This window comes from Erythrobacter colymbi, from assembly GCF_002155685.1.
Lineage (GTDB): Bacteria > Pseudomonadota > Alphaproteobacteria > Sphingomonadales > Sphingomonadaceae > Erythrobacter > Erythrobacter colymbi.
The window spans coordinates 21726-48568 of record NZ_MUYK01000003.1; the positions used below are offsets into that span (position 1 = coordinate 21726).

Here is a 26843-nt window from a genome sequence, read left to right on the forward strand (position 1 = left end):
AGCAAGTTCAGGGTGACGATCGAGGTGACGTTGAGCCTCAGCCCGCCGCCCGTGCCTTTTCGGCCACGCGGCGCAGGACATTCACATAGACCTCGGGCGCCTGCGCGCCGGGGATCAGGAACCTGTTGTCGACGATCATTGCAGGCACGCCCGAGATGTTCATGTCCCACGCCTGCGCCTCTTCCGCGAGCACGCGCGCTTCAAGGTCGGGATCGTCAAGCGCCGCCTTGGCTGCCTCGCGGTGGAGGCCGACCGAGGCCGCAATGTCGAGCAGCACAGCGCGGTCGCCGAGATTGCGCCGCTCGTTGAAATGGGCGCGGAACAGCGCGAGCTTCAAGGCGGTCTGCACCTCCGGCCCCGCCTGCTCCAGCGCGAGGGCGAGCAGCTTGTGGCAATCGCGGGTGTTCCACATCATCGCGGGCGGGGCCTCGCCCTCGCCTTCCCAAGAAAGCGAGACGCCTGCCCCCTCGGCAATCGCCTTCATCTGCCCGCGAATGCGCGCGCCCTCTTCCGCCGGGCGGCCGTATTTGCGCTGGAGATGCGCTTCCTGCTCCTCGCCCTCGGGCGGCATCTGGGGATTGAGCTCGAACGGCCGCCAGCGGATCACGCCTGCGATCTCGCCTTCGAGCTCCTTCAGCGCCTTGGTCAGCTGGCCGTAGCCGATCAGGCACCACGGGCACATGACATCGGAGTAGATGTCGATGGTGAGGGTCTGCGGCCCGCTCACCGGTCGAGCCACCAGCACACGAGGTGATGCGCAATCGCGAAGGGGCGCGGGAAATAGAGCAGGTCGGTGCCCTTCTCCCCCGCCGCACGTGCCTCTTCCAGCTCGGCGCGGGTGAACCAGCGCGCGTCCTCGAGCTCGGTGGTGTCGATGTTGAGCGTCGGATCGTCGGCGACCGAGGTGCAGCCGATCATCAGCTGGCTCGGGAAGGGCCAGGGCTGGCTTGCGATGTAGCGGACATCACGCACCCGCACGCCTGCTTCCTCGTGGATCTCGCGCGCGACTGCTTCCTCGATCGTCTCGCCGGGTTCGACGAAGCCCGCGAGCGCGGAATACATCTTGGGCGGGAAGCGCGGCTGGCGGCCGAGCAGGAGCTTGTCCTCGTGCTCGACCAGCATGATCGTCACCGGATCGGTGCGCGGGAAGTGGTCCGCGCCGCAATTGTCGCAGTGGCGCTGCCAGCCGCCCTTGACGAGCTTGGTCGCCGAACCGCAGCGCGCGCAGAAGCGGTGGCGCGCGTGCCAGTCGGCAAGGCTGCGCGCCCCGCCGTAGATCGCGAGATCGGGCGGCGAGAGCTGGGTCATAAGCTGCCACGCGCGCGGCATGGCATAGGCCGGGCCATCGGCGCCCTCACCCGGCACGGGGACGAAATGGGCCTTGCCGTCCATCATGCCGAGGAACACCAGCTCGGCATTCTCCGGCACGTCGGCGAGCGAGCCCCAGACCAGCCCACCCATGTCGTCGACGCCGGGCAGCAGTCCGTCCATCAGCAGCACCTTGGCGCGCCAGTTCATCAGGCCGGCGAGCGCCTCGTCATCCACCCGGATGTGATCGGCCCGGTCGAGCGGCGATCCGGCGAAGGCCATGCCGGGCGTAGGGGCGGCGCCGTGCATCAGGCGGCGGCCTTCTTCTTGGCGCGCATCGCTTCGAGGTCCTTTTCCATCGCGGCGAGATATTCGTCGCGGATCGGATAGGCCTCGGCCGGCATGTACTGGGTCCACAGGCCCGCGCGCAGCTTGAGGTCGAAATCGACCGCGCCGAGCGTGCCTGCCGCCCCGCCCCAGCCGAACTGCGCGCCCTTGGAACGCCCGCCCGCGCCGTGGCCCTCGCCCTCGATCCAGGTGCCCTTGAGGTCGACCGTGGCGGGGATGAGGTTCGAGGTGCCCACGCGCACCGCTTCCTCGCTCATCACGAACTTGCCGTCGAGCGTGCCGTAGCCGAGCAGCATCCTGAGGAAGCGGTCATAGTCCTTCGGGCTCGACACGAGACCGCCGCCGCCGTTCTTCACCGTGGGCGCATCGAGGAAGGCGGAACTCGCCGCCGGGTCGAGCGGGAACGGCGTGCCGCCGACGATCCCGTAATTGTCGGTGAGGCGCGCAGCCTCGCTCGCGGGCACCTGGAACCAGGTGCTGGTCATGCCGCAGGGGTCGAAGATGCGCGCCTTGAGGAAGGCCTCGAACTCCATCCCGCTCGCCACCTCGATCACCCGGCCGAGCAGGTCGAGCGAGCAGGAATAGCTCCACTTCGTGGCAGGCTGATACATCAGCGGCAGCTCGGCCAGACGCTCGGCGAAATCGGCAAGGCTCGGCGCGGGGGTGACCTTGGGGATGGTCGGCAGCGGCAGCTTGGTGAGCGGCGCGCCGACGAGGCCGGCGTCAACATAGGCCTTCTGCAGCGGCCCCTTGCTGATGATCTGATAGCCGAGGCCCGACGTGTGGGTCAGCAGCTGGCGGATCGTGATTGGCCGGTCGGCCGGCACGGTCTCGTCGAGCGGGCCTTCGGGGTTCACCAGCACGCGCATGTTGCGGAACGAGGGCAGGATCTCGGCAACCGGCTGGTCGAGGCCGAGCTTGCCCTCGTCGATCAGGATCATCGTCGCCATGCCGGTGATCGGCTTCGACATCGAATAGATCCGGTAGAGCGAATTCATGTCCACTTCGGCCGGCTTGCCGAGCGCGAGCGTGCCGCCGCCGACGGTGTGGGCGTGATCCTCCTGCCCCCAGCCGAAGGTCAGGAACAGGTTCGCCAGTTTGCGGCTGGAGAGATACTTGTCCGACAGTGCGGCGATATTGGCCCAGTCCTCGCTCACGTCATGGGCGAAGGCCATGCGGCCAAAGGGCAAGCCGCCGAGCGCTGCACCCCCGGCAAACAGCGCGCCGGAGCGAATCAGCGAGCGGCGCGAGAGCCGGGCGGCGGCAAGATCGTGAAGGGGCATGGGGGCAGAATCTCCGGAAGGCTATTTTTGCGCGACTGTCTGCGGCAGGGCGTAGGCCCCGTCAATCGCCCGCAGACTGTTGCAATGGCGAGGTGAGTTATCCATATAAGACACATGCTCAATCTGCTTGCCTATCTCGTCGGCCTTGTCAGCCTCGTCATCGTCATCCCTTCGCAGATCCCGTTCTTCGGCTGGGGCAACTGGCTTGCCCTGCCGCTGATCGTTGTCGGGATCGTGCTCGGCGCGCTCTCGTCGAAGGACGGGGGGCGCAATTTCTGCCTCGTCGTCCTGCTGATCGCGGGCGTGCGGCTGAGCCTTGGCGGCGGGGTGTTCTAGGCTTCGGCCTGCGCCAGCTGCGCTGCCTTGGCGAAGAGTGTAGCGAGGCCCGCCTCTCCAATCGACGCGACAGGCCACCACTGGCCCTCGCCGTGCGGGGCTTGCCCTGTTTCGAGCGCGCGGACTTCCAGCGTCAGGCTGGCATGGGTGAACCCGTGCCGCACCGCGCCGAGCGTGCGCCATTCTCCCGCAAGCGGGGCTTCACCCGAGCCATCCTTGCGCGCGGTCCAGCCATCGTCGGGCAGCGCGCGCATGCCGCCGAGCATCCCCTCGCCGGGACGGGTGACAAGCCACACCTCCGCACCTTCACCCCGCGTGAGCCAAAAGGCCGTCCCGCGCCGCTCGGGGACGGCCTTCTTGGGCGGCTTGACCGGCAGACGCTCGGGTTCGCCCTGCTTGCGGCCCGCGCAGGCTTCGGCGAGCGGGCACAGCAGGCAGCGCGGCGCGCGGCTGGTGCAGACGTGGGAGCCCAGGTCCATCATCGCCTGTGCGAAATCGCCCGCACGGGTGTACGGCGTGATCGTGTCCGCCGCCGCGCGGATCGCCTTTCTCGCCTTGGGCAGCGGTTCCTCGATCGCGAAGAGCCGCGCCACCACCCGCTCGACATTGGCATCGACCACCACCGCGCGCTGGCCGAAGGCAATCGCGGCGACTGCGGCGGCAGTGTAATCGCCGAGGCCGGGGAGCGCGCGCAGTTCCGCCTCGTTCGAAGGAAACCCGCCCCGCTCCGCCACGGCGCGCGCGCATTTCAACAGGTTGCGGGCGCGCGAATAGTAGCCGAGCCCTGCCCATGCCGCCATGACGTCATCGTCGCTGGCCGCCGCAAGCGCCTCGACCGTCGGCCAGATCCCGGTGAACTTGGCGAAGTACGGCTTCACCGCGGCCACCGTGGTCTGCTGGAGCATCACCTCGGACAGCCACACGCGGTAGGGCCACGCCGGATCATCGGGCAGCGCGCTCCCCGGCGGCAGGCGCCACGGCAGATCGCGCGCGTTGCGGTCATACCACGCGAGCAGGTGATCGGAGATGCTGGCAGTCACGCGCCGCCTATGGCATGGCGGGGCGAGCCATGAAAAGCGGTAAGTCCTCCACCCCCAAACCCTACACCCGCCCGCGCGGGCAGGGTGCGCGCGCCATCGGCGATCTCATGCCCGAAATCGGCCGCACCGCCTTTCGCCGCTTCGGCTTCGTGCAGAGCTCGGTCGTCACCCGCTGGCCCGAGATCGTCGGCCCCAAGCACGCCCGCGTGTGCAGCCCCGAGGCGATCCGTTTCCCGCCCGGCGAGAAGGCCGAGGGCATTCTCCAGCTGGTGGTCGTCCCCGCCCATGCCCCGCTGATCGAGCAGGTCATCCCGGAGATCATCGAGCGGGTGAACCGCTTCTTCGGCTACCGCGCGGTTGCCCGCGTCAAGCTGCGGCAAGGCGCGGTTCAGCCGCCGGAGGACAAGAGCGCGCCCAAGCCGCCGCCGTCGCTGAAGCCGATCCCGCTGGAATTGGGCGACAGCTTGCGCGATATCGGCGACCCGGAGCTGCGCACCGTGCTCGAATCGCTCGCGCGCAGCCTCTCGAACAGCGAAACTGCGCCCCCCTCCGAAGGCGACCCGTCATGATCAAGCCCCTCCTCCTGTCCGCTGCTGCCGCCGCACTGGCGTTCGCGATCGGCCCCGTGGCCGCGCAGAGCCAGCCGCAGGCCCAGCAGAGCCTCGCCCAGCCCGGCAGCAGCTTCAGCCCCAAGGAAAACCCCGGCAACTGGAGCGCCACCGTCGCCCGCACCCAGCGCGGCTACGTGATCGGCAATCCCGAGGCGGATACGAAGCTCATCGAGTTCATCAGCTACACCTGTCCGCACTGCGCCGATTTCGCCGCGCGCGGGGAGCCGCCGCTCGAGATCGTGCTGCTCCAGCCGGGCAAGATCACGCTGGAGGTGCGCCCGGTGATCCGCAACGGGATCGATCTGGCCGCGACCCTGCTGGTGCAATGCGGCGATCCGGCGCAGTTCAAGGCGCGCCACCAGACGCTGATGCTCAACCAGGCAGTGTGGCTCGGCAAGGCGCGCAATGCGCCGGTGAGCCAGCAGCAGATCTGGCAGCGCGGCGACAAGGCGGGGCGGATGAACGCCGCTAGCGCGCTCGGCCTCACCGATCTGCTCGTCCAGCGCGGCCAGTCGCGCGCGGAGCTCGACGCCTGCGTCTCGAACGATGCCGCCGCCAAGGCATTGCTCGCCAATGACGAGGCGGACGCGACCGAATTCGGCGTCAACAGCACCCCCAGCTTCGCGCTCGACGGCAAGCTGCTCGCCGATGTCCACGCGTGGGAGGCGCTCTACCCCGTGCTCTCGGCCAGATTCGCCGCCGCGCCAGCGGACGGCGCCCCCGCCGGGACACGCTAGGCCCGAGTTATTCGCATTCTTCACAGCCCCCCGCCCTGCCCGAACTTGCTGCAAGCGACGGTGAGGCTCTATCCTTCCCCCCTTTGAAGACCCGAGGATCGCCGACAATGACCGTGAACCGCCTGCTCTCGCTCCCCCTGATCGCGCTCGCCCCGCTGATGCTCGCTGCCTGCGGCGGTGATGCGACCGGCGATGGCGCCGCGCCCGCCGGCGAGGCCCTGCCCGCGATTGCGGCACCGGCCGGGACCAAGTGGACCGACACCGTCACCGTCACCCCCGAGGGCGGCTACATGATCGGCAACCCCGATGCGCCGCTGAAGCTGGTCGAATATGCCTCGCACACCTGCTCGCACTGCGCCGAGTTCTCGGAGACCGGAAAGCAGCCGCTCAAGGACAAGTATGTCGAGAAGGGCATCGTCGCCTTCGAACAGCGCGAAACCTTCCTCAATCCCTTCGACGTGGTGCTCGCCGGGCTGACCCAGTGTGGCGCCAAGGAGCAGTTCCAGCCCCTGTCCGAACAGGTCTGGGCGAACCTGCCGGCGGTGTTCCAGGGCCTCCAGGGCAATCCGCAGGCGGTCGAAGCGGCGGGCCAGCTGCCGATCAACCAGCGCTTCGTCGCGATCGCGCAGGCGACCGGCCTGATCGACTTCTTCGCCGCCCGCGGCCTCAGCGCCGATCAGGCGCGCACCTGCCTGTCGGACGCCGCCAAGATCGAGGCGCTGGTCAAGCAGGTCGAGGCCAACAACACCAAGGACAAGGTCTCCGGCACCCCCACCTTCTTCCTCAACGGCAAGCGCCTCGAGGGGACCGCGTGGAGCGTGATCGAGCCCCAGCTCCAGCGCGCCGGCGCGCGCTGAGGCACGCGGGCGGGGGCGCTCCGGCAGTCCGATGCAGATCCACCGGCTCAAGCTCAGCGGGTTCAAGAGCTTCGTCGAGCCGGCGGAACTGCGCATCGAGCCCGGGCTGACCGGCGTCGTCGGCCCCAACGGCTGCGGCAAATCCAACCTTCTCGAAGCGATCCGCTGGGTCATGGGGGAGACCTCGGCCAAGTCGATGCGGTCGGGCGGAATGGAGGACGTGATCTTCGCGGGCACCTCCAGCCGCCCGCCGCGCGATTTCGCCGAAGTCGTGCTCCATGCCGAGGATGACCGCGGCGACGAGCTGATCGTCACCCGCCGGATCGAGCGCGGGGCGGGCAGCGCCTACCGCGTCAACGGGCGCGACGTGCGCGCCAAGGACGTGGCGCTGACCTTCGCCGATGCGGCGACCGGCGCGCACTCCCCCGCCCTCGTCAGCCAGGGCAAGATCGCGCAGGTCATCGCCGCCCGTCCGGCCGAGCGCCGGGCGATGCTGGAAGAGGCCGCGGGGATCGCCGGGCTCCACGTCCGGCGCAAGCATGCCGAGAGCAAGCTTCGCGCGGCCGAAGCCAACCTCGCGCGGCTCGAGGATCTGATGGCGGGGCTCGACGCGCAGATCGCCAGCCTCAAGCGGCAGGCCAAGCAGGCCGAGCGCTATACCGAGCTCACCAACCGCATCCAGGCCGCCGAAGCGCGCCTGCTTTTCGCCCGCTGGCGCGAGGCCGCTGCCGCCGCCAAGGCCGCGCGCGCCGCCGCCGAGGAAGCGAGCGCGCAGGTCGCCGAGGCGCAGGGCCGGGTCGAGGTCGCCCAGAAGGAACAGGCCGCCGCCGCGCAGGCCCTCGCCGATGCGCGCGACGAGCTTGCCGACCGGCGCGACGATGCCAGCGCCCACGGGCATCGCATGGCAGCGCTCGCGGAAAAGCTCGAAGCCGCCGAAACCCGCCTCGCCGATCTCGCCCGCCAGCAGAAGCGGCTGGAGGAGGACCGCTCGGACGCCGACCGCCTCACCAACGCCGCGGTCGAGGCGCTGGCACGGCTGACCCAAGAGCTGGCGGCGAGCCGCGAAGCCCTCGCCGCAGCCGAAGCCGCGCGCCCGCGCATCGCCGAACAGGCCGAGGACAAGGAACGCGCCAGCCGCGCCGCCGAACTCGCGCTCGCCAAGGCCACCGCCGATCAGGCGGGGGTCGAGGCCGAATGGCGCGTCGCCGAAGCTGCCGTCGAACAGGCCGAAGCGCGCCTCGCCCGGATCGAGGGCGAAGCCGCCCGCATCGCCCGCACCCGCGCCGAATTGCAGAGCGCCGGCGATCCCGAGGCCGACGTCATCGCCGCGCGCGAGGCGGCGGACGAAGCGGCCGACAACCTCGCCCGCCTTCGCACGAAGCTTGCCGAAGATCAGGCCCGCAAGGGCGAACTCCAGACCGCGCGTGACGAAGCCGCCACCACCCTCGCCGCCGCGCGCGCCGAACTCGCCGGGGTCGAGCGCGAGCACACCGCGCTCGCCCGTGACCGTGAGGCCCGTGCCAAGCGCGAGGCGGGGCGGCAGGGCATGGCGACCCCGCTCGACCGCGTCACCGTCTCCCCCGGATACGAACGCGCGATCGCCGCCGTGCTGGGGCGCGACGGGAAGTCGCCGCTGGGCGCACCCGCCGGAACGCCCGACGGCCGCTTCTGGACGGGGGCTGCGGCGCCCAAGCCGGTCGCCGACAGCCTTGCGGGGCGCCTCTCGCAATGCCCCGATGAACTCGCCGCCCGCCTCGCGCTGGTGCATTGCGTTGACGAGGATGATGGCCGCGCGCTCGCGCCGGGCGAATGGCTCGTCACCCGCGCCGGGCACTTGCGCCGCTGGGACGGCTTCGTCGCCCGCGGCGAGGGCGCTGCCGAGGCCGCCCAGCTCGAAGCTGCCAACCGTTTTGCCGAACTCGAAGCCGCCCTTCCCCCCTTGCGCGAAGCCGCGGCGCGGGCCGAAGCCGAGGACAAGGCGGTGCGCGAGGAACTCTCCGCGCTCCAGACCGGCCTCGTCGCGCAGGAACGCAGCATCGCGGGCGCGATCGAGGCCGAGCGGCAGGCGCTGCGCCGGCTCGACCAGGCCGAAGCCGCGAAGGAACGCCTCGCCGCGCGTCTCGCCGAACTCGCCGCCAGCGCGTCCGACATCGACACGCAGATCGCGGCGGCTCAGGGCGAAGTCGCCACCGCCAAGGCCGCGCGCGAGAAGCTGCCCGCCCGCGATGCCGGACGCGCCGCGCTCGAAGCCGCGCAGGGGAAGAACGCCGCCGCCCGCGCCGCGGTGCAGGCCGCCCTCGCCGACCTCGCCGCGCAGGATCAGGCGCTCGCAGTGGCGCGCGAGCGGCTCGCCGGGCAGCAGGCCGACCACGCCGGATGGCAGGCGCGCTCCTCCGATGCCGAGCGGCGCATGGCCGAGACCACCCGCCGCCTCGCCGAAATCGCCGAGGAGCACGCTGTCCACGCCGCCAAGCCCGCCGCGCTCACCGCCGAGATCGAGGCGGGCGAGGCGACCCGCACGCGGCTTGCCGAGGAACTCGCCAAGGCCGATGCCGTGATGCGCGAGGCCGACACCCGCCAGCGCGCCGCCGATGCCGCGCTCGCCGCGGTCACCGAAGTGCTCGCGCAGGCCCGCGAAAGTCGCGCCAGCCTCGCCGCGCGGGCCGAGAACGAGGAACTGCGCCGTGCCGAAATGGCCCGCATCTCGGGCGAGCGCTTCCAGTGCCCCCCGCCCCTGCTGGGCGAACGCTTCGGCTTCGACGAGAACGACCTCGCCCCCGCCGCCGACGAATCCGTCGAGCTGGAGAAACTCACGGCCGCGCGCGAACGCATCGGCCCGGTCAACCTCGTCGCCGCCGACGAGTTGTCGCGGATCGAAGCCGAGCATGGCTCGAGTGCCGAAGAGCAGGCCGAACTGGTCGAGGCCATCGCCCGCCTGCGCGGTTCGATCGGGAACCTCAACCGCGAGGGCCGCGAGCGGCTGCGCGCGGCCTTCGAGGCGGTCGACGGCCACTTCCGCGTGCTGTTCACGCGGCTCTTCGAAGGCGGGCAGGCACACTTGGCGCTGGTCGATTCGGACGATCCGCTGGAGGCAGGCCTCGAAATCTACGCCCAGCCGCCGGGCAAGCGGCTGCAATCCTTGTCGCTGCTGTCGGGCGGCGAGCAGGCGCTGACGGCGACCGCGCTGATCTTCGCGCTGTTCCTCACCAACCCCGCGCCGATCTGCGTGCTCGACGAAGTCGACGCGCCGCTCGACGATGCCAATGTCGAGCGCTTTTGCGACCTGCTCGAATCGATGGTCCGCACCACCACCACCCGCTACCTGATCGTGACCCACAACGCCGTGACGATGAGCCGGATGCACCGTCTGTTCGGGGTGACGATGGCGGAAAAGGGCGTATCGCGCCTCGTCAGCGTCGATCTGGGCGAGGCCGCGCTGCTGGCGGCGGAGTAGGCATGTCCGAGATAGAACCCGAGGCCCGCGCCGAGATCGAGCGCCGCCTGAAACGCGTCAGCGAGGAAGACGGCATCCGCATCCTGATGGCGGTGGAATCCGGATCGCGCGCCTGGGGCTTTCCCTCGCCCGACAGCGACTATGACGCGCGCTTCATCTATGTCCGGCCCTTGCGCGATTACATCGCGCTCAAGCCTCCGCGCGACGTCGTCGAGCGCCCGATCCTCGATCTGTTCGATGTGAACGGCTGGGATATCCGCAAAGCGCTTGGCCTGCTGCTCAAACACAATGCGGTTGTGGGAGAGTGGATCAATTCGCCGATCCGGTATCAGCAGGATGATCCCAGCATCGCCCGGCTGGCCGATCTGGCCGACCGCCACTTCGATCCGGCAGGCTACGCGCGGCATTATGCGAGCCTTGGCGCGGGGGCGGTGAAGCGTTGGCTCGAGGACGGCGGGTCGCCCTCGGTGAAGCGCTATTTCTACGCCTTGCGTCCGGCTCTGAATGTGCGGGCGTTGCGGATCAACCCTGCGGTTCGGCCGCCGATGCGGCTTCAGGATCTGATGGCAGTGACCGACCTTCCGGCGCCGCTCGCCGAGCAGATCGAGGCGCTCGTGGCGATCAAGGCCGAGAGCAAGGAAGCCGCGCCCTCGGATCGTTCACCTGACATCGAAGCGCTGATTGCCGACGAATTGGGCCGCGCAGGCGAGGTGCGGGAGCGTGCCGCCAGCTCCGACTTTGCTGCCGAGGCACAGGCGCTGTTCTTCGATCTGCTCGGAGTGTGAGGCGGCGAGCCTAGGCCTCCAGCGCCGCCGCAAGCCTTGCGCGCACGGCTTTCAGCCCCGCGATCACTTCGGCCATGTCCGGGCCTTCGCTGACCATCAGCCGCACACCCGGGCCTTCACCCGTTTCGGCATCGACCCTGCGGTCGCCCGAGCGGCGGTCGTCCTTGCGGCGGTCGAGGGGGGACTTGGCGGCGGCGCGCAGCACGGCCTCGGCACCCTTGAGGGTATAGCCCTCGCGGTTCACCAGCCGGTCGATCGTCTGGACCAGCTCGACATCGCCGGGGCGGTAATAGCGCCGCCCGCCGCTGCGCTTCAGCGGCTTGAGCAGCGGGAACTGCGCTTCCCAGTAGCGCAGTACGTGAGGCCGGATGCCCAGCGCCTCGCTGACTTCGCCGATGGTGCGCAGCGCGCCCTCGTCCTTGCCGTCATCGAATGCGGTCATCTAGCCTCACCTCATTGCATCAGCCCTTGGCGATACGTTCCTTGAGCAGCTGGCTGGCCCGGAAGGTCATCACCCGGCGGGGGGTGATCGGCACTTCGATCCCGGTCTTGGGATTGCGGCCGATCCGTTCATTCTTGTCGCGCAGCACGAAGCTGCCGAAGCCCGAAATCTTGACGTTCTCACCCTTGGCGAGCGCGTCGCTCATCTTGGCGAGGATCGCCTCGACCAGATCGAGCGATTCCGCGCGGCTGAAGCCCATCTTGCGGTTGATGGTTTCTGCCAGATCGGCGCGGGTCAAAGTGCCAACAGAACGCATCATGCGAATTCTCCTTCGCGGCGCGACCCGAAAGAAGGACTACGGCTTACGATTTTTCGGCACGATTGCAAAGCGATGCTGTGCGGTTTGTGGTGATTTCCGCACTTGTGTTAGCAAAAGAGACAGGTGCTGCCCCGCTCCGCTCACATCCGGATCAGGCTTGCACCCCAGGTGAAGCCGCCGCCCATCGCTTCGAGCATCACCAGATCGCCCGGTTTGATCCGCCCGTCCTTGCGCGCGACATCGAGCGCAAGCGGCACCGAGGCGGCCGAGGTGTTGGCGTGGCGATCGACGGTGACGATCACCTTCTCGGGCGCGATGCCGAGCTTCCTCGCGGTCGCATCGAGGATCCGCGCATTGGCCTGGTGCGGCACGACCCAGTCGAGCTGGTCGGCGCTTGTCCCTGTATCTTCAAGCACTTCCTTGAGCACATCGGACAGGTTCACCACCGCGTGGCGGAACACTTCCTGCCCGCGCATGCGCACATGGCCGACGGTCTGCGTGGTCGAAGGCCCGCCATCGACATAAAGCAGATCGTGCTGGTTGCCGTCGGCGTGGAGCTTTGTGCCGAGGATGCCCTGCGTCTCGTCGCCCGTGCCGGCCTCCAGCACCACCGCTCCCGCCCCGTCGCCGAACAGGACGCAGGTGGTGCGGTCCTCCCAGTCGAGGATGCGGCTGAAGGTCTCGGCCCCGATCACCAGCGCGCGTTTCGCCATGCCGGTGCGCAGCAGCGAATCGGCCGTGGCGAGCGCATAGAGGAAGCCCGAGCACACCGCGGCGACATCGAAGGCGATCCCGCCCGTGCAGCCCAGCGCGGCCTGCACCTTGGTGGCGGTGGCGGGGAAGGTGTTGTCGGGCGTGGCGGTGGCGAGGACGATCAGCCCGATGCTGTCGGCCGCGATCCCGGCATCCTCGAGCGCGGCGCGCGCGGCGGCGGTGGCGAGGGTCGCGGTGGTCTCGTCGTCAGAGGCAATGTGGCGCTGGCGGATGCCGGTGCGCGCGGTGATCCACTCGTCCGAGGTGTCGACCTGCTCCGCCAGTTCGGCGTTGGTCACGATCCGGCGCGGCAGGGCCGAACCGGTGCCGAGCACCCGCGAACCGCTCACGCAGTCGCCTCGCTGTCGCCCGCAGGCTGCGGCGCGGCGGTGGCGGCGCTGCGGACGTTCTTGCGCAGCGTATCCTCGCCCAGCTGGGCAAGGTCCTGCGCGATCCGCTCGGTGAGCTTGTTCTCGAGCAGGCGCGCGGTCACGGCGACGGCATGGGCCACGCCCTTGGCGGTCGCGCTGCCGTGGCTCTTCACAACCACACCGTTGAGGCCGAGGAACACCGCGCCATTGTGGTTGTTGGGATCGAGGTGGTGCTTCAGCAGTTCGGTCGCCGGGCGCGAGACCAAGAAGCCGATCTTGGAACGCAGCGAGGAGGTGAAGGCCTGGCGCAGCAGATCGGTCACGAAGCGCGCCGAGCCTTCGATCGCCTTCAGCGCGATATTGCCCGAGAAACCGTCGGTCACGACCACATGGGTCTCCCCGCGGTTGATCTTGTCGCTCTCGACGAAGCCGTCGAACTGCAGCGCCAGCCCGCCGCCAGCCGAAGCGGCGGTCAGCATCGCGGCGGCATCGCGCAGCTCTTCTGTGCCCTTGATCTCTTCGGTGCCGATGTTGAGCAGGCGGACGACCGGCTTGTCGAAGCCGTTGACGATCCGCGAATAGGCCGCGCCCATGACGGCGTATTGGACGAGGTTCCTCGCGTCCGCCTCGGTGTTGGCGCCGAGATCGAGCATCACCACGTCGTGCGATTGCAGCGTCGGCATGATCGCCGCGAGCGCGGGGCGATCGATCCCCGGCATAGTGCGCAGCGCGAGCTTACTCATCGCCATCAGCGCGCCGGTGTTGCCCGCGCTCACCGCGGCACCGGCCTCGCCGGTCTTCACCGCGTTGACCGCAAGGCCCATCGAGGTGGTCTTGGCGCGGCGGATCGCCTTGCTCGGCAGCTCGTCACCGCCCACCACATCGTCGCAATGGAGGATTTCGGAGGCCGCGCGCAGGTTCGGGTGATTGTCGAGCGCGGCCTCGATGCGCGCGCTGTCACCCACCAGCAGGAACTTGAACTTCTCGTGCTGGCGGCGGGCGAGCGCCGCGCCTTCGACCATGACGCGCACGCCTTCATCGCCGCCCATCGCATCGACAGCGATACGCGGGAGGTTCATCGTGCAGATCTCCGGTCTATGGTGTGAGCCAGCGGCACTTAGCCGACAGCGACGACCTGACGCCCGTTATAGTGGCCGCAGTGGCCGCAGATGTTGTGCGGGCGCTTGAGCTCGCCGCAGTTCGGGCATTCGTGGAAGGCTTCGACCTTCAGCGCATCGTGCGAACGACGCATGCCACGACGGGAAGGCGATACTTTTCTCTTGGGGACAGCCATGGCGGCACCATTTCCTCAAATAAACAACGTGCGCGCCGGGGGCGCTGTGATTCTCGATGGCCGCCCTTACGGCAAGGAGAGTGCGCACACAAGCACGAGACTTGCGCGCTTTCCTTGGCCAGCAGCGGCGGGAAGGCGCGCGCTATAGCGGAAAATTCGCGCGTTGCAAGCAGCGTCCGCCCCGCCTAGCTATGCGTCACAATCGCGAGGGGATCTCATACCATGACCGTGCTTCCTGTGACGCTCGCCGCCGCGGCGGCGGCTGCCGTGCTCAACATCTGGCTGGGACTGCGCATCGGCGCGCTGCGCAACGCGCTCCAGATCAGCGTCGGCGACGGTGGCAAGGAGAGCCTCCAGCGCCGGATGCGCGCGCAGCTCAACTATGTCGAGAACACCGCCTTCGTGCTGATACTGGTCGCCGCGATCGAGCTCGCCGGCAAGGGCAGCTGGTGGCTGGCCTATGTCGCAGCGGCCTATTTCCTCGCCCGCGTGGCGCACGGCTTCGGCATGGACGGGGGCAAGTGGGGCATGGGCCGGACCATCGGCACCGCCGTCACCATGCTGGTGCAGCTGGGCCTTGCGGTGGTCGCGGTGCTGATCGCCGCCAAGGTGCTCTAGGCAACCTTGACCAGCTTGCCCGCCCGCTCGGGCATGTCCGAGGGGAGGCAAATGTCCCAGGCGAGCCCCGCCCTCTCGAGAAGGGCGATGAAGCGGTAGCCCCAGTCGCTCTGGCCCGCATGAAGGCCGATCCGCGCGCTGCCCGGATAGGCATGGTGATTGTTGTGCCAGGCCTCGCCCATGGTCAACAGGCCCGCCCAGGGCACGTCATGCGCCTGCACCCCGGCATCGGCGACCTGCCAGCTCTGCGGTCCGCGGCGGTGGGCCAGATGGCCGACCAGCCAATGTCCGTGGACCGTCAGCGCGACGCGCACGAAGACGCCCCACACCACGAAGGGCCAGCCGCCCATGAGATAGAGCACGCCTGCCACCGGCAGCTGCTGGAGCATCCAGGTCTTCTCGAGCCAGCGGATGAAAGGATCGGCCTCGAGCCGCGCCAGATCGAAGCGCGGCGGATGGTCGAGATCGAGCCGGCAGTGAAGCTGCCACCACGCGTCGACCAGCATGGGGCGGCGATGGGCGAGATAATCGTGACACAGCGGCTGGCGCTGCGCCCAGTCGCGCAGGTCGTGGGTGCGCACGATCCACAGCGGCCCGCTCATCCCCGCCACGGTGCCGCACCAGACCAGAAAGGCGCGCCATTCCGGCGTCGTGCGGAAGCTGCCGTGGATCAGCAGGCGGTGAAAGCCGACCGAATGGCCGAGCAACAGCATCGCGCCCGTCAGGCCGATCCCAACGATGACGGCGGCCGGTGTGGTGAAGAACGGCGTCAGCCCCAGAGCGCCGAGCAACATCCCGCCGTTCCACAAGCTGTGCCCTGCATCCCAGCGCACGCGCCCGCTGATCGGATCGGCCCCGGGCGTGTCGACGATCCAGTTCACCTCGCACCGGTCCCGCGCTTCTGCCTGCCCCATGACCGCTCTCCATTGCGTAGATAATTAACGTATCACTTAATTGATGACTAGCACTGGAAAGCATTTAAGCAAGCCCTTATACGCTTGGCCCATGCAGAAAGTGTTCGAAGCCCTCGCCTCCACCGTCCGCCGGAAGATCCTTGCCTATCTCTCGGAATCCGAGCTGACCGCGGGCCAGATCGCCGAGCGGTTCGACATCTCGAAGCCCGCTGTCTCGCAGCATCTCTCGGTGCTCGAGAACGCGGGGCTGGTGGAGAGCGAGAAGCGCGGCCAGTTCGTGCACTACCGGCTGGTGCGCGAGAACCTCGCGAACACGCTCAATTCCTATGTGCAGGAAGTCTGCCCGGTCTCGCGCCCGCTCAAGAAGGAAAGCAAGGCGCTGAGCGAAGCGGCGAAGGGCGGCGGCGAGGGCGAGAACTGATCGCCGCTAGCGTTGGCATCGGCCCGCCAAAGGACGGGCCGCGAGCGCACGGCGCGAGCCGCAGGTGCCCCGCAGCGAAGCGGAGGGAACAACACCGAGGACGAAGGCGCGGAGGCGCCTTCGCAATCAAGACAACATATAATCGCTCACGAACGCATTGGTCTTGCGCTCGCGGCCGAAGGTGCTGGTCGGGCCGTGGCCAGGGATGAACATCACGTCCTCGCCAAGCGGCCAGAGGCGCTGGGTTATGGAGTCGATCAGATCCTGATGGTTGCCGCGCGGGAAGTCCGTGCGGCCGATCGAGCCCTGGAACAGCACGTCGCCGACGATGGCGAAGCGGCTGGGCTCGTGGAAGAACACCACGTGGCCGGGCGTGTGGCCGGGGCAGTGGATCACATCGAGGGTGAGTTCGCCCACGCTCACCGTGTCGCCGTGCTTGAGCCAGCGGGTGGGCGTGAAGCTCTTGGCCACCATCCCCCAGCGCGGGCCATCATCGTCCAATTGGTCGATCCAGAAGCGGTCATCCTCGTGCGGGCCTTCGATGGGCAGACCCAGCTCCTCGGCCAGCATCCCCGTCTGCCCGCAATGGTCGAGGTGCCCGTGGGTGACGAGCAACTTTTCGAGCGTGACGCCCGCCTTGGCAACGCCTTCCTTGAGCTTGTCCAGATCCCCGCCCGGATCGACCAGCGCGCCCTTCATCGTCTTCGTGCACCAGATGAGCGAACAGTTCTGCTGGAGCGGCGTCACCGGAATGATCGCGGCGCGCATGGGGAGTTGGGGCTGGTCGGTCATGCTCACGCAAATGCCGCCCGCTCGGGCCAAATGCAATCACCCAAAGTGCGCGGTGGGGAGTGGGGCGCGGTCGGGCGCTATCCAGTCGCGCCGCGCTGCGGGGCTGAACAGCACCTCGCGCGACCAGTGATCGAGGATCCAGTCCGAACGCCCAAACCGTCCCGCCATCAGCGCCGCAAGGATGTCGCCGAGCGGCGCGCCAGGACGCGCCTCAAGCACCAGCCGTGCGGCGTGGAGCGAGGCGATGGTGATGGTGTGGTGGTAGCCCGCGCTATCGGTGTTGGGCGTTCCGTGCGCATCGTTGAGCGCCATGATGGTCTCGCGCATCGCCTCCGGCGTCGCGCTGTCGGGCGCATGGCGCAGGCACCAGAGGGCGTAGGCGAAATGGCCTTCATGGGTCCATTCGGCTTTGGGCAAACGCGCCGCCTGCACCTGTTTGGCGTGGTCGGCCATGGCGATGTCGCTGACGAGACCGGTCATGGCCGACGCTGCTAGACCCGCCCCCCCTTCCACACAACCCGCCCGATGATCTCGACCTCCTCGGCCGCGACCTCGACCGGCGGGTAGGCGAAGTTCTGCGACAACAGCGCCACCCGCCCCGGCCCGGCGCTCGCGACGCGCTTCACCATCAGCGTGTCGCCGAGGCGGACGACGTGGATGCCGTCGCGGAAGGCGCGCGGGGCGCGGTCGACGAGGATTTCGTCGCCGTCGTTGAGGAGCGGCTCCATCGAATCCCCCTCCACGCGAATTGCGGAAAGCTGCGCGCGGCCGAGGCCCTGTTCCTCGAGCCAGCGGCGCGAAAAGCGGAAGGCGTCGAAGGCCGCCTCGCCGCCCGGCACCCGCCCTGCCCCGGCAGCCGCGCCGATATCGAGCCGGGGCACCTCGACCCACTCGCCCTCGTTCCGCCGCCTAGGTGGTTTCACATAGGAATTTTCCTGCGGCTCGCGCAGCTCCTCCTCGCCCACACCGAGAAAACGGGCGAGCGTCGCGCGGTCCTGCTCCTCGAGCTTACGCGGACTACCTTTGCGAATGAATTGCTGGAGATAGGACGGATTACGCCCGAGCAACTCGGATAACGCGGCGAGGCTCACCCCTCTTGCCTGCGCCAGCGCAAGCAACCGCGCGCGCGGTCCATCGGGGGTTTCACGGAGCGGGAGAGGGTTTTCCGACATGCAATCATCCTACGTGAAGGATTTTTCCTAGACAAGTAGGAAATGTAGTGAAACAAATCAGGAACATCGGGCGATTCGTCCGGTGCGACTCGCCCCAATCAGCAACCAACAGGGACGCAAAACCATGCTGCTTCGGTCCATCGAAACATTCCTCAGGGCGCATGCCATGCCCGCCACCAGGTTCGGGCGGCTCGCCGCCCACGATCCGCGCTTCGTGCTCGACCTGCGTCTGGGCCGCACCCCGCGCCGCGACACCGAACTGCGCACGCGGGCTTGGATGCAGGGCTACAGCGCCGGGGCCGCAGCCGAAGAGACCCATGCCAAAGCCGGGGAGATGGCCTGATGCTGACCGAAAGTTTCCGCGACCCTTACGCCCACCTCAACGCCGGGTTCGACCAGATCGAGGTGAAGTCCGCGCCGCTGCTCGGCCTCACCCGCTTCCAGCGCCCGCGCCGGACGCTCGCCGACCGGGTGCGTGCCGCGCTGCTGCTGATCACCGGCGGCGATGGCACGGTTCTGTCGCACGAGGAGAAGTGCTGGGCCTCGATCACCTTCTCGGGCACGCGCCACGAGGTGGTGATGGAATTCTGCGGCCCCGAAGCGGTCGCGGCGGGCGAGGAGCTGATCGAGCAGCTGCCCGACCACGAATTCACCCTCCCCGGCCAGCTCGTCGCCGACGCGACCATCGCCAAGGTCGACCACCGCTTCGGCGCGATGGAGCGGCTCGAGGTGACTGCGGTGCTGCTGCTGCTGGAGGAGGGGTAGAAGGAGCCCCCTCCTTTTCAAAGGAGGGGGCTGGGGGTGGTTGCGCGGCGCGAAGCGCTGCGCCCGGAAACAGGCACCACCCCGCTGCGACTAGGCCCGGCAAGTGCCGGACCAAGTCTCGCTGCCCCTCCTCCCAAGAGGAGGGGTGACTATGTCCGCCTGATCACCAGATTCCGGATCTCGCTCATGTCCTCCATCGCGAAGCGGATGCCTTCGCGGCCCAGCCCTGAGTCCTTCACCCCGCCATAGGGCATGTTGTCGACCCGGTAGCTGGGCACGTCGTTGATAACGACGCCGCCCACTTCGAGCCGGTCCCAGGCGGCGAACATCTGGAACAGGTCGCGGGTGAAGATGCCCGCCTGCAGCCCGAACTTGGAGTTGTTCACCTCCTCCAGCGCTTCGTCGAAGTGGTCGAACTTCTGGAGGATGGCCAGCGGCCCGAAGGCTTCCTCGTTCTTCGCCTTCGCGTCCTCCGGCACGCCTTCGAGCAGCGTCGCTTCCAGCATGTTGCCGCGGCTGAGACCCCCGCCGCACAGCAGGGTCGCGCCGGCGGCCACCGCCTCGTCGATCCAGCCCTTGAGGCGCTTGGCCTCGCCGTCCGAGATCATCGGGCCGATGAAGGTGGCGCGGTCCTTGGGATCGCCCGCGACGAGCTTGCCCGCGCGTTCGACCAGCATCACCTTGAAGCGGTCATAGACCTCGGCGTGGATCAGGATGCGCTGCACCCCGATGCAGGACTGGCCCGACTGGTAGAAGGCCCCGAAGATCACCCGCTCCAGCGCATCGGCAAGGTCGGCGTCGCGGTCGATGATCACCGCCGCATTACCGCCGAGTTCGAGCACGACCTTCTTCTTGCCCGCCTTGGCCTTCAAGTCCCAGCCCACCCCGGGCGATCCGGTGAAGGAGAGCAGCTTCAGCCGCTCGTCCTCGGTGAACAGGTCCGCGCCGTCGCGGCTGGCGGGGAGGATGCTGAACGCACCCTCGGGCAGGATGTCGCACTCGGCCAGCACCTCGCCCATGATGATCGCGCCGAGCGGCGTCTTGGAGGCGGGCTTCATCACGAAGGGGCAGCCGACCGCGATCGCCGGCGCGATCTTGTGGGCGGCGAGGTTCAGCGGGAAGTTGAACGGCGAAATGAAGCTGCACGGCCCGATGGGGACGCGCTTCCACATTCCCATATAGCCCTTGGCCCGCGCCGAAATGTCGAGCGGCTGGACCTCGCCGTAGTTCCGCACCGCTTCCTCGGCGGCGATGCGGAAGGTGTCGATCAGGCGCGTGACCTCGCCCTCGGCATCCTTGATCGGCTTGCCCGCCTCGACGCACAGGGCATAGGCGAGCTCGTCGAAGCGTTCGCGAAAGCGGCGGACGCAGTGCATCAGCACATCCTGCTTCTCGAAACTGGCGAGCCGCGCCATCGGCTCGACCGCCCGCACCGCGCCCGCGATGGCCGCCTCGATCACATCGGGCGTCGCCAGCGCCGTGCGGAAGGCGACCTCGCCGGTGTACTTGTCGGTCACCTCCAGATCGGTGTTGGGCTGGACCGCCTTGTTGTTGAGGTAGAGGGGGTAGGTGGACTTGAGCTGCACGCGCATTCTCCAACTTATTGTCATCCCCGCGAAAGCGGGGACCCAGAGCGGCAAGCGTCAGGCATTGATCCGCTCATACAGATCAAGCCATTGCGGATTGTCCCGCTCGATCAGCTCGAGCTTCCACGCCCGTCGCCATTTCTTGATCCGCTTTTCCCGCAGGATCGCCTCGTCGACGTCCGAGAAAGCCTCCATATGGACAAGCCGGTGGACGCCGTACCGGCTGGTGAACCCCGGCACGGCACCGGTTCGATGCTGCCACACCCTCGCAGCAATGTCGGACGTGATCCCGACGTAGAGCGTTCCGTTGCGATCGCTTGCGAGGATGTAGACGAAGTAGACTTTTTCCATCGCCGCCCCTGGGTCCCCGCTTTCGCGGGGATGACATATAATCAGAGCTCCGCGCTCAGCCGCTTGATGTCGCGGTTCAGGATCTGGTCGTTCTCGGTATAGTCAACCGGGCAATCGATCAGATGCACCCCCGGCGTGGCGAGGCAGTGCTGCAGCAGGTCGGTGAGGTGCTCGGCCGAGGTCACGCGGTGCCCGATCGCGCCGTAGCTTTCGGCGTATTTCACGAAGTCGGGGTTGCCATAGGTCAGGCCGAAATCGGCAAAGCCCATGTTGGCCTGCTTCCACCGGATCATCCCGTAGGCATCGTCGCGCAGGATCAGCACGGTGATATTGAGGCCGAGGCGCACCGCGGTCTCCATCTCCTGCGAGTTCATCATGAAACCGCCATCGCCGCAGATCGCCATGACCTTGCGCTCGGGATAGAGCATCGCGCTCATCATCGCGCTCGGCAGGCCCGCGCCCATCGTCGCCAGCGCGTTGTCGAGCAGCACGGTGTTGGGGAGGTAAGCGGTGTAACCCCGCGCGAACCAGATCTTGTAGACCCCGTTGTCGAGGCAGATGATCCCGTCTTCCGGCATCGCGCCGCGAACCTGCGCCACCAGATGCGGCGGGAAGATCGGGAAGCGGGTGTCGGCGGCGAGGCTGTCGGTGTGGGCGACCTCGGCGGCGCGGTATTCCAGCATCCGCCGGAAGTCCCACTTGCCCTGCGGCACGATGTCTTCCTTGATCTGCCAGATCGCGTTGGCGATGTCGCCGATCACCTCGACCTGCGGAAAGTAGACCGGATCGACCTCGGCCGTGCGGGTCGAGACGTGGATCACGGTCGGCCCGCCGGGCTGCATGAAGAAGGGCGGCTTCTCGATCACGTCGTGGCCGATGTTGACGATGCAATCGGCATCCTGGATCGCGCGGTGGACGAAATCGCCCGCCGAAAGCGCCGCGCAGCCGAGGAACAGCGGATGGCGCTCGTCGACCACGCCCTTGCCCATCTGGGTGGTGAGGAAGGGGATGCCGGTCTTGTCGATCAGCTGGCGCAACATGCGACCGGTCATCTTGCGGTTCGCGCCCGCGCCGATCACCAGCACCGGCGCCTTGGCCTGCTCGAGCGCGAGCACCGCCTGGCGCACGGCCTTGGCCTCGGCGGAAGGGCGCCGCGCGAGGCTCGCCGCGAGCGGCCGGCTGGTGGTCTTCTCCTCCGCGATATCCTCGGGGAATTCGAGATGCACCGCGCCCGGCTTTTCCTCCTCGGCCAGCCGGATCGCCTCGCGCACCCGGCTCGGGATGTTGTCGGCGCTGGCGAGCTGGTGGGCGTACTTCGTGATCGGGCTCATCATCGCCACGACATCGAGGATCTGGAAGCGCCCCTGCTTCGATTTCTTGATCGGCTTCTGCCCGGTGATCGCCAGCGTCGGCATCCCGCCGAGCTGCGAATAGGCGACCGCGGTCACCATGTTTGTCGCGCCCGGACCGAGCGTCGCGAGAAACACCCCTGTCTTGCCGGTGTGGCGGCCATAGGTCGCCGCCATGAAGCCCGCGCCCTGTTCGTGGCGGGTGAGGATCAGCTTGATCTTCTTCGAGTGCGAGAGGCTTTCGAGGAAATCGAGGTTCTCTTCACCCGGCACGCCGAAGATGTATTCGACGCCCTCGGCCTCGAGGCACTCGATGAACAGGTCCGATGCCTTCTTCAACTCGCTCATATCTGCAATTTCCCCCTATGCGGCGCGGCCCGCGGCGGATCGGCGCGCGCGGATTAGCCCGTCCCTAGGTCGGGAGTATTGCAGAAAAGCGGCCCCGCGCAAGCGCGCGGCGATCAGTAGCCGAGCCGCGGATCGAACACCGGCGCGACCGGCTCGCCGCGCAGATATTTCCCGAGATTGTCGAGAAAACGCTCGCCGCTACGGACAAACATCTTGTCCTGCGCGCGGCCCGACAGGTGCATCGAGATATGCGCGTTGGGCAGCGTCCAGAGCACGTCGTCGGAAGGCAGCGGCTCGGGGGTCGTGACATCGAGGAAGGCGCCCGCGATCTGTTTCGCCTGCAATGCCGCCACCAGCGCCGGCTGGTCGATCACCGCCCCGCGGGCGATGTTGACGATCACCGCATCGGGCTTCATCGCCGCCAGCTCGGCCGCGCCGATCATGCCGTCGGTCTCGGACGTGGCGGGCACAGCGAGGATCACCCAGTCGAAATCGCCAAGGCGGTCGCGCCACTCCTCGGGGCCGAGCGTGCCCTCGCCCCCGCTGCGGCGGACCACGGTGACATCCACATCGAAGGCCCTGAGGCGCGGTTCGATCAGCTTGCCGATCGCGCCGTAGCCGAGCAGCAGCGCCTTCGATCCGGCCAGCTCTCGCTTGCCCGGACTGTCGAACAGCCATTCGTGCCGGTCCTGTGCGCGCACCACCTCGCGGTAGCCCTTGGCGATGGTGAGCATCCCCATCACGACATATTCGGCGATGGTGATGGCGTTGATCCCGGCCCCGTTGGTGACGGTGATCCCGCGCTCGATCAGCACGTCCATCGGCAGGAAATCGAGCCCGGCGTAGATCGAATTGAGCCACTTGAGCTTCTTCGCCGCCACCAGCGTCGCGGCCATCGCTTCCTTGTCGTTCATGTCGAACCAGCCGATCTCGGCCTCGGCGACGGCGTCGATGGCTTCTTCGGCGGACATGAACCAGCGCACGTCGAGGCCTTGCGGCAGGCGCGGTTCGAGCATCGGGCGGATCAGGCCGGAGACGGCGAGTATGGTCATGGGGACGGACTTACTGCCGGAAAGCGAGCCACGCCACCCCTGCAAGAACAGGCAGGCCCGCAAGGTCCACATTTGCGATCTTGCGCAAGGCCGGAGGCGATCCGGCCTGCCAGTAGAGCGCGAGGAAACTCACCATGCTGATTCCGACCACGAGCACCGCGAGTTTGCGTCCCTCGGGCACGAAGGCGGCCCAGATGCAGGCGGCGAACACCGCCACGAACAGCCCCGCACGGTGGTGCATGAGCAGGAACAGCGGATTGTCCGGCTGCAAGCGGTAAAGGCTCGTCAGCGTTGCGGGACGGAAGAACGCCAGCGCGGGCATGGCATGGATCGCGGCAAGGGTAAGCCACAGGATAGGTTGCATCATGCAACTTTTCTAGCATGACCTGCCCCATTGGCAAGAGTGACGCGCAGAAGCAGCCGGATGCTTGACACCCCCCGCCCCCGCCCCGCATTCTCGCCTCCGTGCTGTTTCCTGTCTGTATCATCGACGATTTTCTGGGGCCGGAGGCCTCCGCAGCGCTCGTCGATTTCGCGCTGGCGAACGAGGCGCGCTTCGCGCCTGCGCGGGTGCACACCAACGATGCGCGCAACACCATCGATCAGGGCTTCCGCGACAATGTGTCCTTCACGGGCGAATTCGGCCCCGTGATCGCGCCCTTCCACGCCGCGCTGGATGCGGCTTACGACCGGATCGCGGCCGAGGTCGGCACCAGCCAGTTCGCGCGCCAGCCGAGCGAGCTCCACATGGCCGCCCACCGCGACGGGCAGCACCTGCCGCGCCATATCGATACGCTGACGGGCCGGGCCGACGGGGCAGTGCGGGACCAGCGCTCGGTCTCGCTGGTCTATTACTGCCACCGCACCCCGCGCGCCTTCAGCGGCGGCGAGCTGGTGATGTATGCGATGATGGGCGACGCTCGGCAGGTGATCGAGCCGCGGCACGACCGGCTGGTGGCCTTCCCCTCCTTCGCCCCGCACGAGATCGCGCGGGTAGCCGTCCCCGGCAACCGCTTCGCCGACGCGCGCTTCGCGCTGGTCTCGTGGCTGCGGCGCCCCGAGGGCTAGCCGAGCTTCCACTCCCAGCCGAGCGGATCGCCGTCCATCACTTCGACGCCCTGCGCCGCGAGTTCATCGCGGATCGCGTCGGAGGCGGCAAAGTCCTGGGCCGCGCGCGCCTCCTTGCGGCGAGCGAGCGCGGCTTCGATTTCGTCCTCGGTGATGGTCGCGGACTTGGGGCGGATGCGCAGGTCGGCGCGGGTGAGGCCGAAGAGGTTCAGGCCGAGAACGGCATCCATTGCAGCGGCAAGTTCGGTCTTCTTTGCAATGTCGACCTTCTTGGCCGCCAGCACATCGTCGAGCGCGGTAAGGGCCACGGCCGTGTTGAGATCGTCGGCAATCGCCGCGTCGAACTTCTCGAGGGCCGGCGCCAGCTTACCCCAATCGTCACCCTGAACTTGTTTCAGGGTCCATCCTTCCGAGAGCGCCGGAGCCTGAGGCTCGATGGATGCTGAAACGAGTTCAGCATGACGGGCTTTGAGCTGTTCAACCGCCATTACCATCCGCTTCAGCCGCGTCAGCGCCGCGCCGAGGCCCTCCCAGCTGAACTCCAGCTCGGAACGGTAATGCGCCTGCAGGCACATCATCCGGTAGGCGAGCGGGTGGTAGCCCTTGTCGATCAGCAATTGCAGCCGCAGGAACTCGCCCGAGGACTTCGACATCTTCCCCGAACGCTCGACGAGGAAGTTGTTGTGCATCCAGATCTTCGCGCCCGAATTCCTCGGATCATCAAGGCCGTTGGTGCAGCAATAGGCCTGATTCTGCGCGATCTCGTTGGGGTGGTGGATCTCGCGATGGTCGATCCCGCCGGTGTGGATGTCGAAGGGGAAGCCCAGCACCTCGCCGCTCATCACCGAGCATTCGAGGTGCCAGCCGGGCGCACCCCTGCCCCACGGCGAATCCCATTCCATCTGCCGCGTCTCGCCCGCCGGAGTCTTGCGCCAGATCGCGAAGTCGGCGGCGTTGCGCTTGCCCTCTACCGCCTCGATCCGGCCCTCGCCCTCTTCGGTCTGCGCGCGCGCCAGCCGCCCGTAATCGGCGACGGTCGAGACATCGAAATAGAGCCCGCTTTCAAGCTCGTAGCAGTGCTTGTCGGCAATGCCCTTCGCGAACTCGATCATCTGCGGGACGTAGTCAGTCGCGACCGTCCACTGCGCCGGCTGGCGGATGTTGAGCGCGCGCACATCGGCCCAATAGGCCTGCTTGTAATGCTCGGCGATGTCCCAGATCGACTGCGCCTGCTGCGCCGCCATCTTCTCCATCTTGTCCTCACCCGCGTCGGCATCGTCGGTGAGGTGGCCCACATCGGTGATGTTGATGACGTGGGTGAGCTTCAAGCCCTTCCAGCTCAGCGTCCGCCCCAGCACATCGGCGAAGACATAGGCGCGCATATTGCCGATGTGGGGGTAGTTGTAGACCGTCGGCCCGCAGGTATAGACGCGCGCCTCGCCCGGATGGACGGGCTCGAACACCTCGACTTGGCGGGTGAGCGAGTTGAACAGCTTGAGCGGCGTATCGGTCATGCTGGCGCTTTGGCCAGCAGAGCACGCGCCGTCAATTCCCTCGTCATTGCGAGCCGCTGGCGAAGCAATCCATGGACGAGGCAGTCGACAAGCGCAGCCGTCGGTTCATGGATTGCCGCGTCGCCTTCGGCTCCACGCAATGACGAGGCCGGTCAGAACCCGATGAACTTCACGTGCTCTTCCAGCGGCACGCGCTGGCGCTCGAAGTTGTTCACTGGCGCGTCCGGATCGCGGTAGCCGATCGCCATGCCGCAGAAGAACATGTAGCGCTCGTGATCGAGGCCGAGGAACTCGCGGATCGTGTGCGCGAAGATCGCCATGTATTCCTGGAAGCAGGAATCGAGCCCCTCCTCGCGCAGCAGCAGGGCGACGGTCTGGAGCCACATGCCGACGTCCGACCACTGCGGCTCCTTCATCAGGCGCGGGAAATAGACGAACAGCACCGCGGGCGCATCGAAGCTGGTGGTGTTGCGGCCCATCGCCGCCATGCGCCCCGCGCCGTCGTCGCGGGCGATGCCCATAGCGCCGAACATGCCCGCCGAGACCGCATCGAGCCGCGCCTTGTAGGCGGCTTCCTGCCCCGGAGCGGCCCAGTCGTATTCGGCGGCCTTGGGGCCATCGGCGAGCATCTTGGCTTGCAGGTCCTTCAGGGCCTGCCCCGTGACGATGCTCGCTTCCCACGGCTGGTAGTTGCACCCCGAGGCCGCCCAGCGCGCCTTGTCCATCACGCGGGTGAGCGTTTCGAGATCGACCGGCTTGTCGAGAAAGGCGCGGATCGAACGGCGGGAGGTGACGGCTTCGGTGACGTTCATGCTGGTCTCTCAGACTGGTCCGCAGGCTGCAGACATCGTGCGACCCGTGGCATGCATCAGATAAGTTGCGAATCGCAACCTCTTTTTGCGGCCCTCGCGAAAATGCGAGGCCGTGGCGGGGCGGCGCCTTTGTGAAGGATGCC

The 26843-nt window shown here is 67.8% G+C and carries 31 protein-coding genes; 11 read left to right on the top strand and 20 right to left on the bottom strand.

Going from position 1 to position 26843, the window contains the following annotated elements:
• Positions 1 to 37: 37 nt before the first annotated feature.
• The 3 genes from BZF57_RS06790 to BZF57_RS06800 are packed head-to-tail and all read right to left on the bottom strand — an operon-like array spanning position 38 to position 2939.
• The gene (locus BZF57_RS06790) at positions 38 to 727 is read right to left on the bottom strand and encodes a DsbA family oxidoreductase (protein ID WP_086736093.1); all 690 of its coding nucleotides are present in this window, start codon (positions 725 to 727) and stop codon (positions 38 to 40) included.
• Positions 724 to 1617: an NAD(+) diphosphatase gene (gene nudC, locus BZF57_RS06795; RefSeq protein WP_206073218.1), complete on the bottom strand. Its 894-nt coding sequence runs from the start codon at positions 1615 to 1617 to the stop codon at positions 724 to 726. Before nudC ends, BZF57_RS06790 begins: the two co-directional genes overlap by 4 nt.
• Positions 1617 to 2939 carry a serine hydrolase domain-containing protein gene (locus tag BZF57_RS06800; protein ID WP_086736096.1) on the bottom strand — a complete coding sequence of 441 codons (1323 nt, stop codon included), beginning with the start codon at positions 2937 to 2939 and terminating at the stop codon, positions 1617 to 1619. The genes nudC and BZF57_RS06800 overlap by 1 nt, the downstream gene beginning before the upstream one ends.
• A 114-nt stretch (positions 2940 to 3053) precedes the next feature.
• Here BZF57_RS06800 and BZF57_RS06805 point away from each other — a divergent pair, with 114 nt between their 5' ends.
• Positions 3054 to 3275, top strand: coding sequence for a hypothetical protein (locus BZF57_RS06805; protein WP_086736098.1), 222 nt, complete (start codon positions 3054 to 3056; stop codon positions 3273 to 3275).
• On the opposite strand, the gene BZF57_RS06810 is transcribed toward BZF57_RS06805, so the two are convergent.
• Entirely contained in the window at positions 3272 to 4315 is a 1044-nt protein-coding gene (locus BZF57_RS06810) for an A/G-specific adenine glycosylase (RefSeq protein ID WP_086736100.1), read from the bottom strand. The two genes, BZF57_RS06805 and BZF57_RS06810, sit on opposite strands and share 4 nt — an antisense overlap.
• 29 nt (positions 4316 to 4344) lie before the next feature.
• Between BZF57_RS06810 and BZF57_RS06815 the strand changes: the two genes are divergently transcribed.
• The 5 genes from BZF57_RS06815 (at position 4345) to BZF57_RS06835 (ending at position 10759) form a co-directional block, all read left to right on the top strand.
• A complete protein-coding gene (locus tag BZF57_RS06815) occupies positions 4345 to 4884 on the top strand; it encodes a DUF721 domain-containing protein (protein WP_240505881.1) in 540 nt (179 codons plus the stop codon).
• A complete protein-coding gene (locus BZF57_RS06820) occupies positions 4881 to 5663 on the top strand; it encodes a DsbA family protein (protein ID WP_086736105.1) in 783 nt (260 codons plus the stop codon). Before BZF57_RS06815 ends, BZF57_RS06820 begins: the two co-directional genes overlap by 4 nt.
• A 107-nt stretch (positions 5664 to 5770) precedes the next feature.
• Positions 5771 to 6520 (top strand): thioredoxin domain-containing protein, encoded by a 750-nt coding sequence (locus BZF57_RS06825; protein WP_086736108.1) that lies wholly within the window; start codon positions 5771 to 5773, stop codon positions 6518 to 6520.
• A 31-nt stretch (positions 6521 to 6551) separates the two neighbouring features.
• Positions 6552 to 9974: a chromosome segregation SMC family protein gene (locus BZF57_RS06830; protein ID WP_086736110.1), complete on the top strand. Its 3423-nt coding sequence runs from the start codon at positions 6552 to 6554 to the stop codon at positions 9972 to 9974.
• Positions 9975 to 9976: 2 nt separating this feature from the next.
• The gene (locus tag BZF57_RS06835) at positions 9977 to 10759 is read left to right on the top strand and encodes a nucleotidyltransferase domain-containing protein (RefSeq protein WP_086736112.1); all 783 of its coding nucleotides are present in this window, start codon (positions 9977 to 9979) and stop codon (positions 10757 to 10759) included.
• A gap of 10 nt (positions 10760 to 10769) precedes the next feature.
• Here the strand turns inward: BZF57_RS06835 and BZF57_RS06840 are convergent, their stop codons facing one another.
• From BZF57_RS06840 to rpmF, 5 genes are all read right to left on the bottom strand, one after another.
• Positions 10770 to 11201, bottom strand: coding sequence for a MerR family transcriptional regulator (locus BZF57_RS06840; RefSeq protein WP_086736114.1), 432 nt, complete (start codon positions 11199 to 11201; stop codon positions 10770 to 10772).
• 19 nt (positions 11202 to 11220) lie between these two features.
• Complete coding sequence (locus tag BZF57_RS06845) at positions 11221 to 11520, bottom strand: integration host factor subunit alpha (RefSeq protein WP_017665718.1); 300 nt, start codon at positions 11518 to 11520, stop codon at positions 11221 to 11223.
• 140 nt (positions 11521 to 11660) lie between these two features.
• Positions 11661 to 12623 carry a beta-ketoacyl-ACP synthase III gene (locus tag BZF57_RS06850; RefSeq protein ID WP_086736117.1) on the bottom strand — a complete coding sequence of 321 codons (963 nt, stop codon included), beginning with the start codon at positions 12621 to 12623 and terminating at the stop codon, positions 11661 to 11663.
• On the bottom strand, positions 12620 to 13723 hold the full coding sequence (plsX, locus tag BZF57_RS06855) for a phosphate acyltransferase PlsX (RefSeq protein ID WP_086736120.1): 1104 nt from the start codon (positions 13721 to 13723) through the stop codon (positions 12620 to 12622). The genes BZF57_RS06850 and plsX overlap by 4 nt, the downstream gene beginning before the upstream one ends.
• Positions 13724 to 13761: 38 nt before the next feature.
• On the bottom strand, positions 13762 to 13938 hold the full coding sequence (gene rpmF / locus BZF57_RS06860) for a 50S ribosomal protein L32 (RefSeq protein ID WP_086736123.1): 177 nt from the start codon (positions 13936 to 13938) through the stop codon (positions 13762 to 13764).
• A gap of 222 nt (positions 13939 to 14160) precedes the next feature.
• Between rpmF and BZF57_RS06865 the strand changes: the two genes are divergently transcribed.
• Positions 14161 to 14556: an MAPEG family protein gene (locus BZF57_RS06865; RefSeq protein ID WP_086736126.1), complete on the top strand. Its 396-nt coding sequence runs from the start codon at positions 14161 to 14163 to the stop codon at positions 14554 to 14556.
• Here the strand turns inward: BZF57_RS06865 and BZF57_RS06870 are convergent.
• Positions 14553 to 15470 (bottom strand): acyl-CoA desaturase, encoded by a 918-nt coding sequence (locus tag BZF57_RS06870; protein WP_086736128.1) that lies wholly within the window; start codon positions 15468 to 15470, stop codon positions 14553 to 14555. The two genes, BZF57_RS06865 and BZF57_RS06870, sit on opposite strands and share 4 nt — an antisense overlap.
• Before the next feature lie 91 nt (positions 15471 to 15561).
• Here BZF57_RS06870 and BZF57_RS06875 point away from each other — a divergent pair, with 91 nt between their 5' ends.
• On the top strand, positions 15562 to 15891 hold the full coding sequence (locus tag BZF57_RS06875; protein WP_086736131.1) for a metalloregulator ArsR/SmtB family transcription factor: 330 nt from the start codon (positions 15562 to 15564) through the stop codon (positions 15889 to 15891).
• A gap of 126 nt (positions 15892 to 16017) precedes the next feature.
• Here BZF57_RS06875 and BZF57_RS06880 read toward each other — a convergent pair whose 3' ends face one another.
• Genes BZF57_RS06880 through BZF57_RS06890 form a run of 3 tightly spaced genes read right to left on the bottom strand, consistent with a single transcriptional unit; the run spans position 16018 to position 17855 of the window.
• On the bottom strand, positions 16018 to 16659 hold the full coding sequence (locus tag BZF57_RS06880; protein ID WP_086736133.1) for an MBL fold metallo-hydrolase: 642 nt from the start codon (positions 16657 to 16659) through the stop codon (positions 16018 to 16020).
• A gap of 60 nt (positions 16660 to 16719) precedes the next feature.
• Positions 16720 to 17163, bottom strand: coding sequence for a hypothetical protein (locus tag BZF57_RS06885; protein WP_338029854.1), 444 nt, complete (start codon positions 17161 to 17163; stop codon positions 16720 to 16722).
• Between the two features lie 11 nt (positions 17164 to 17174).
• Positions 17175 to 17855 (bottom strand): LexA family transcriptional regulator, encoded by a 681-nt coding sequence (locus BZF57_RS06890; protein WP_086736135.1) that lies wholly within the window; start codon positions 17853 to 17855, stop codon positions 17175 to 17177.
• A gap of 166 nt (positions 17856 to 18021) precedes the next feature.
• Here BZF57_RS06890 and BZF57_RS06895 point away from each other — a divergent pair, with 166 nt between their 5' ends.
• Positions 18022 to 18198, top strand: coding sequence for a hypothetical protein (locus tag BZF57_RS06895; RefSeq protein WP_420810173.1), 177 nt, complete (start codon positions 18022 to 18024; stop codon positions 18196 to 18198).
• Positions 18198 to 18620, top strand: a complete 423-nt coding sequence (locus BZF57_RS06900) for a hypothetical protein (protein ID WP_240505882.1) — start codon at positions 18198 to 18200, stop codon at positions 18618 to 18620. Before BZF57_RS06895 ends, BZF57_RS06900 begins: the two co-directional genes overlap by 1 nt.
• Positions 18621 to 18769: 149 nt before the next feature.
• Here BZF57_RS06900 and BZF57_RS06905 read toward each other — a convergent pair whose 3' ends face one another.
• From BZF57_RS06905 to BZF57_RS06925, 5 genes are all read right to left on the bottom strand, one after another.
• Positions 18770 to 20212 carry an aldehyde dehydrogenase family protein gene (locus BZF57_RS06905; RefSeq protein WP_086736139.1) on the bottom strand — a complete coding sequence of 481 codons (1443 nt, stop codon included), beginning with the start codon at positions 20210 to 20212 and terminating at the stop codon, positions 18770 to 18772.
• 51 nt (positions 20213 to 20263) lie between these two features.
• The gene (locus BZF57_RS06910) at positions 20264 to 20557 is read right to left on the bottom strand and encodes a GIY-YIG nuclease family protein (protein ID WP_086736141.1); all 294 of its coding nucleotides are present in this window, start codon (positions 20555 to 20557) and stop codon (positions 20264 to 20266) included.
• 41 nt (positions 20558 to 20598) lie between these two features.
• Entirely contained in the window at positions 20599 to 22254 is a 1656-nt protein-coding gene (locus BZF57_RS06915; RefSeq protein WP_086736143.1) for an acetolactate synthase large subunit, read from the bottom strand.
• A 113-nt stretch (positions 22255 to 22367) separates the two neighbouring features.
• The gene (locus tag BZF57_RS06920; RefSeq protein ID WP_086736145.1) at positions 22368 to 23306 is read right to left on the bottom strand and encodes a D-2-hydroxyacid dehydrogenase; all 939 of its coding nucleotides are present in this window, start codon (positions 23304 to 23306) and stop codon (positions 22368 to 22370) included.
• A 10-nt stretch (positions 23307 to 23316) separates the two neighbouring features.
• Entirely contained in the window at positions 23317 to 23673 is a 357-nt protein-coding gene (locus BZF57_RS06925; protein ID WP_086736147.1) for a hypothetical protein, read from the bottom strand.
• A 98-nt stretch (positions 23674 to 23771) separates the two neighbouring features.
• Between BZF57_RS06925 and BZF57_RS06930 the strand changes: the two genes are divergently transcribed.
• On the top strand, positions 23772 to 24374 hold the full coding sequence (locus tag BZF57_RS06930) for a 2OG-Fe(II) oxygenase (protein ID WP_086736149.1): 603 nt from the start codon (positions 23772 to 23774) through the stop codon (positions 24372 to 24374).
• Here the strand turns inward: BZF57_RS06930 and cysS are convergent.
• Positions 24371 to 25888, bottom strand: a complete 1518-nt coding sequence (cysS, locus tag BZF57_RS06935) for a cysteine--tRNA ligase (protein ID WP_086736152.1) — start codon at positions 25886 to 25888, stop codon at positions 24371 to 24373. The genes BZF57_RS06930 and cysS overlap by 4 nt on opposite strands.
• Before the next feature lie 152 nt (positions 25889 to 26040).
• A complete protein-coding gene (locus BZF57_RS06940) occupies positions 26041 to 26700 on the bottom strand; it encodes a nitroreductase (RefSeq protein WP_086736155.1) in 660 nt (219 codons plus the stop codon).
• Positions 26701 to 26843 lie beyond the last annotated feature (143 nt).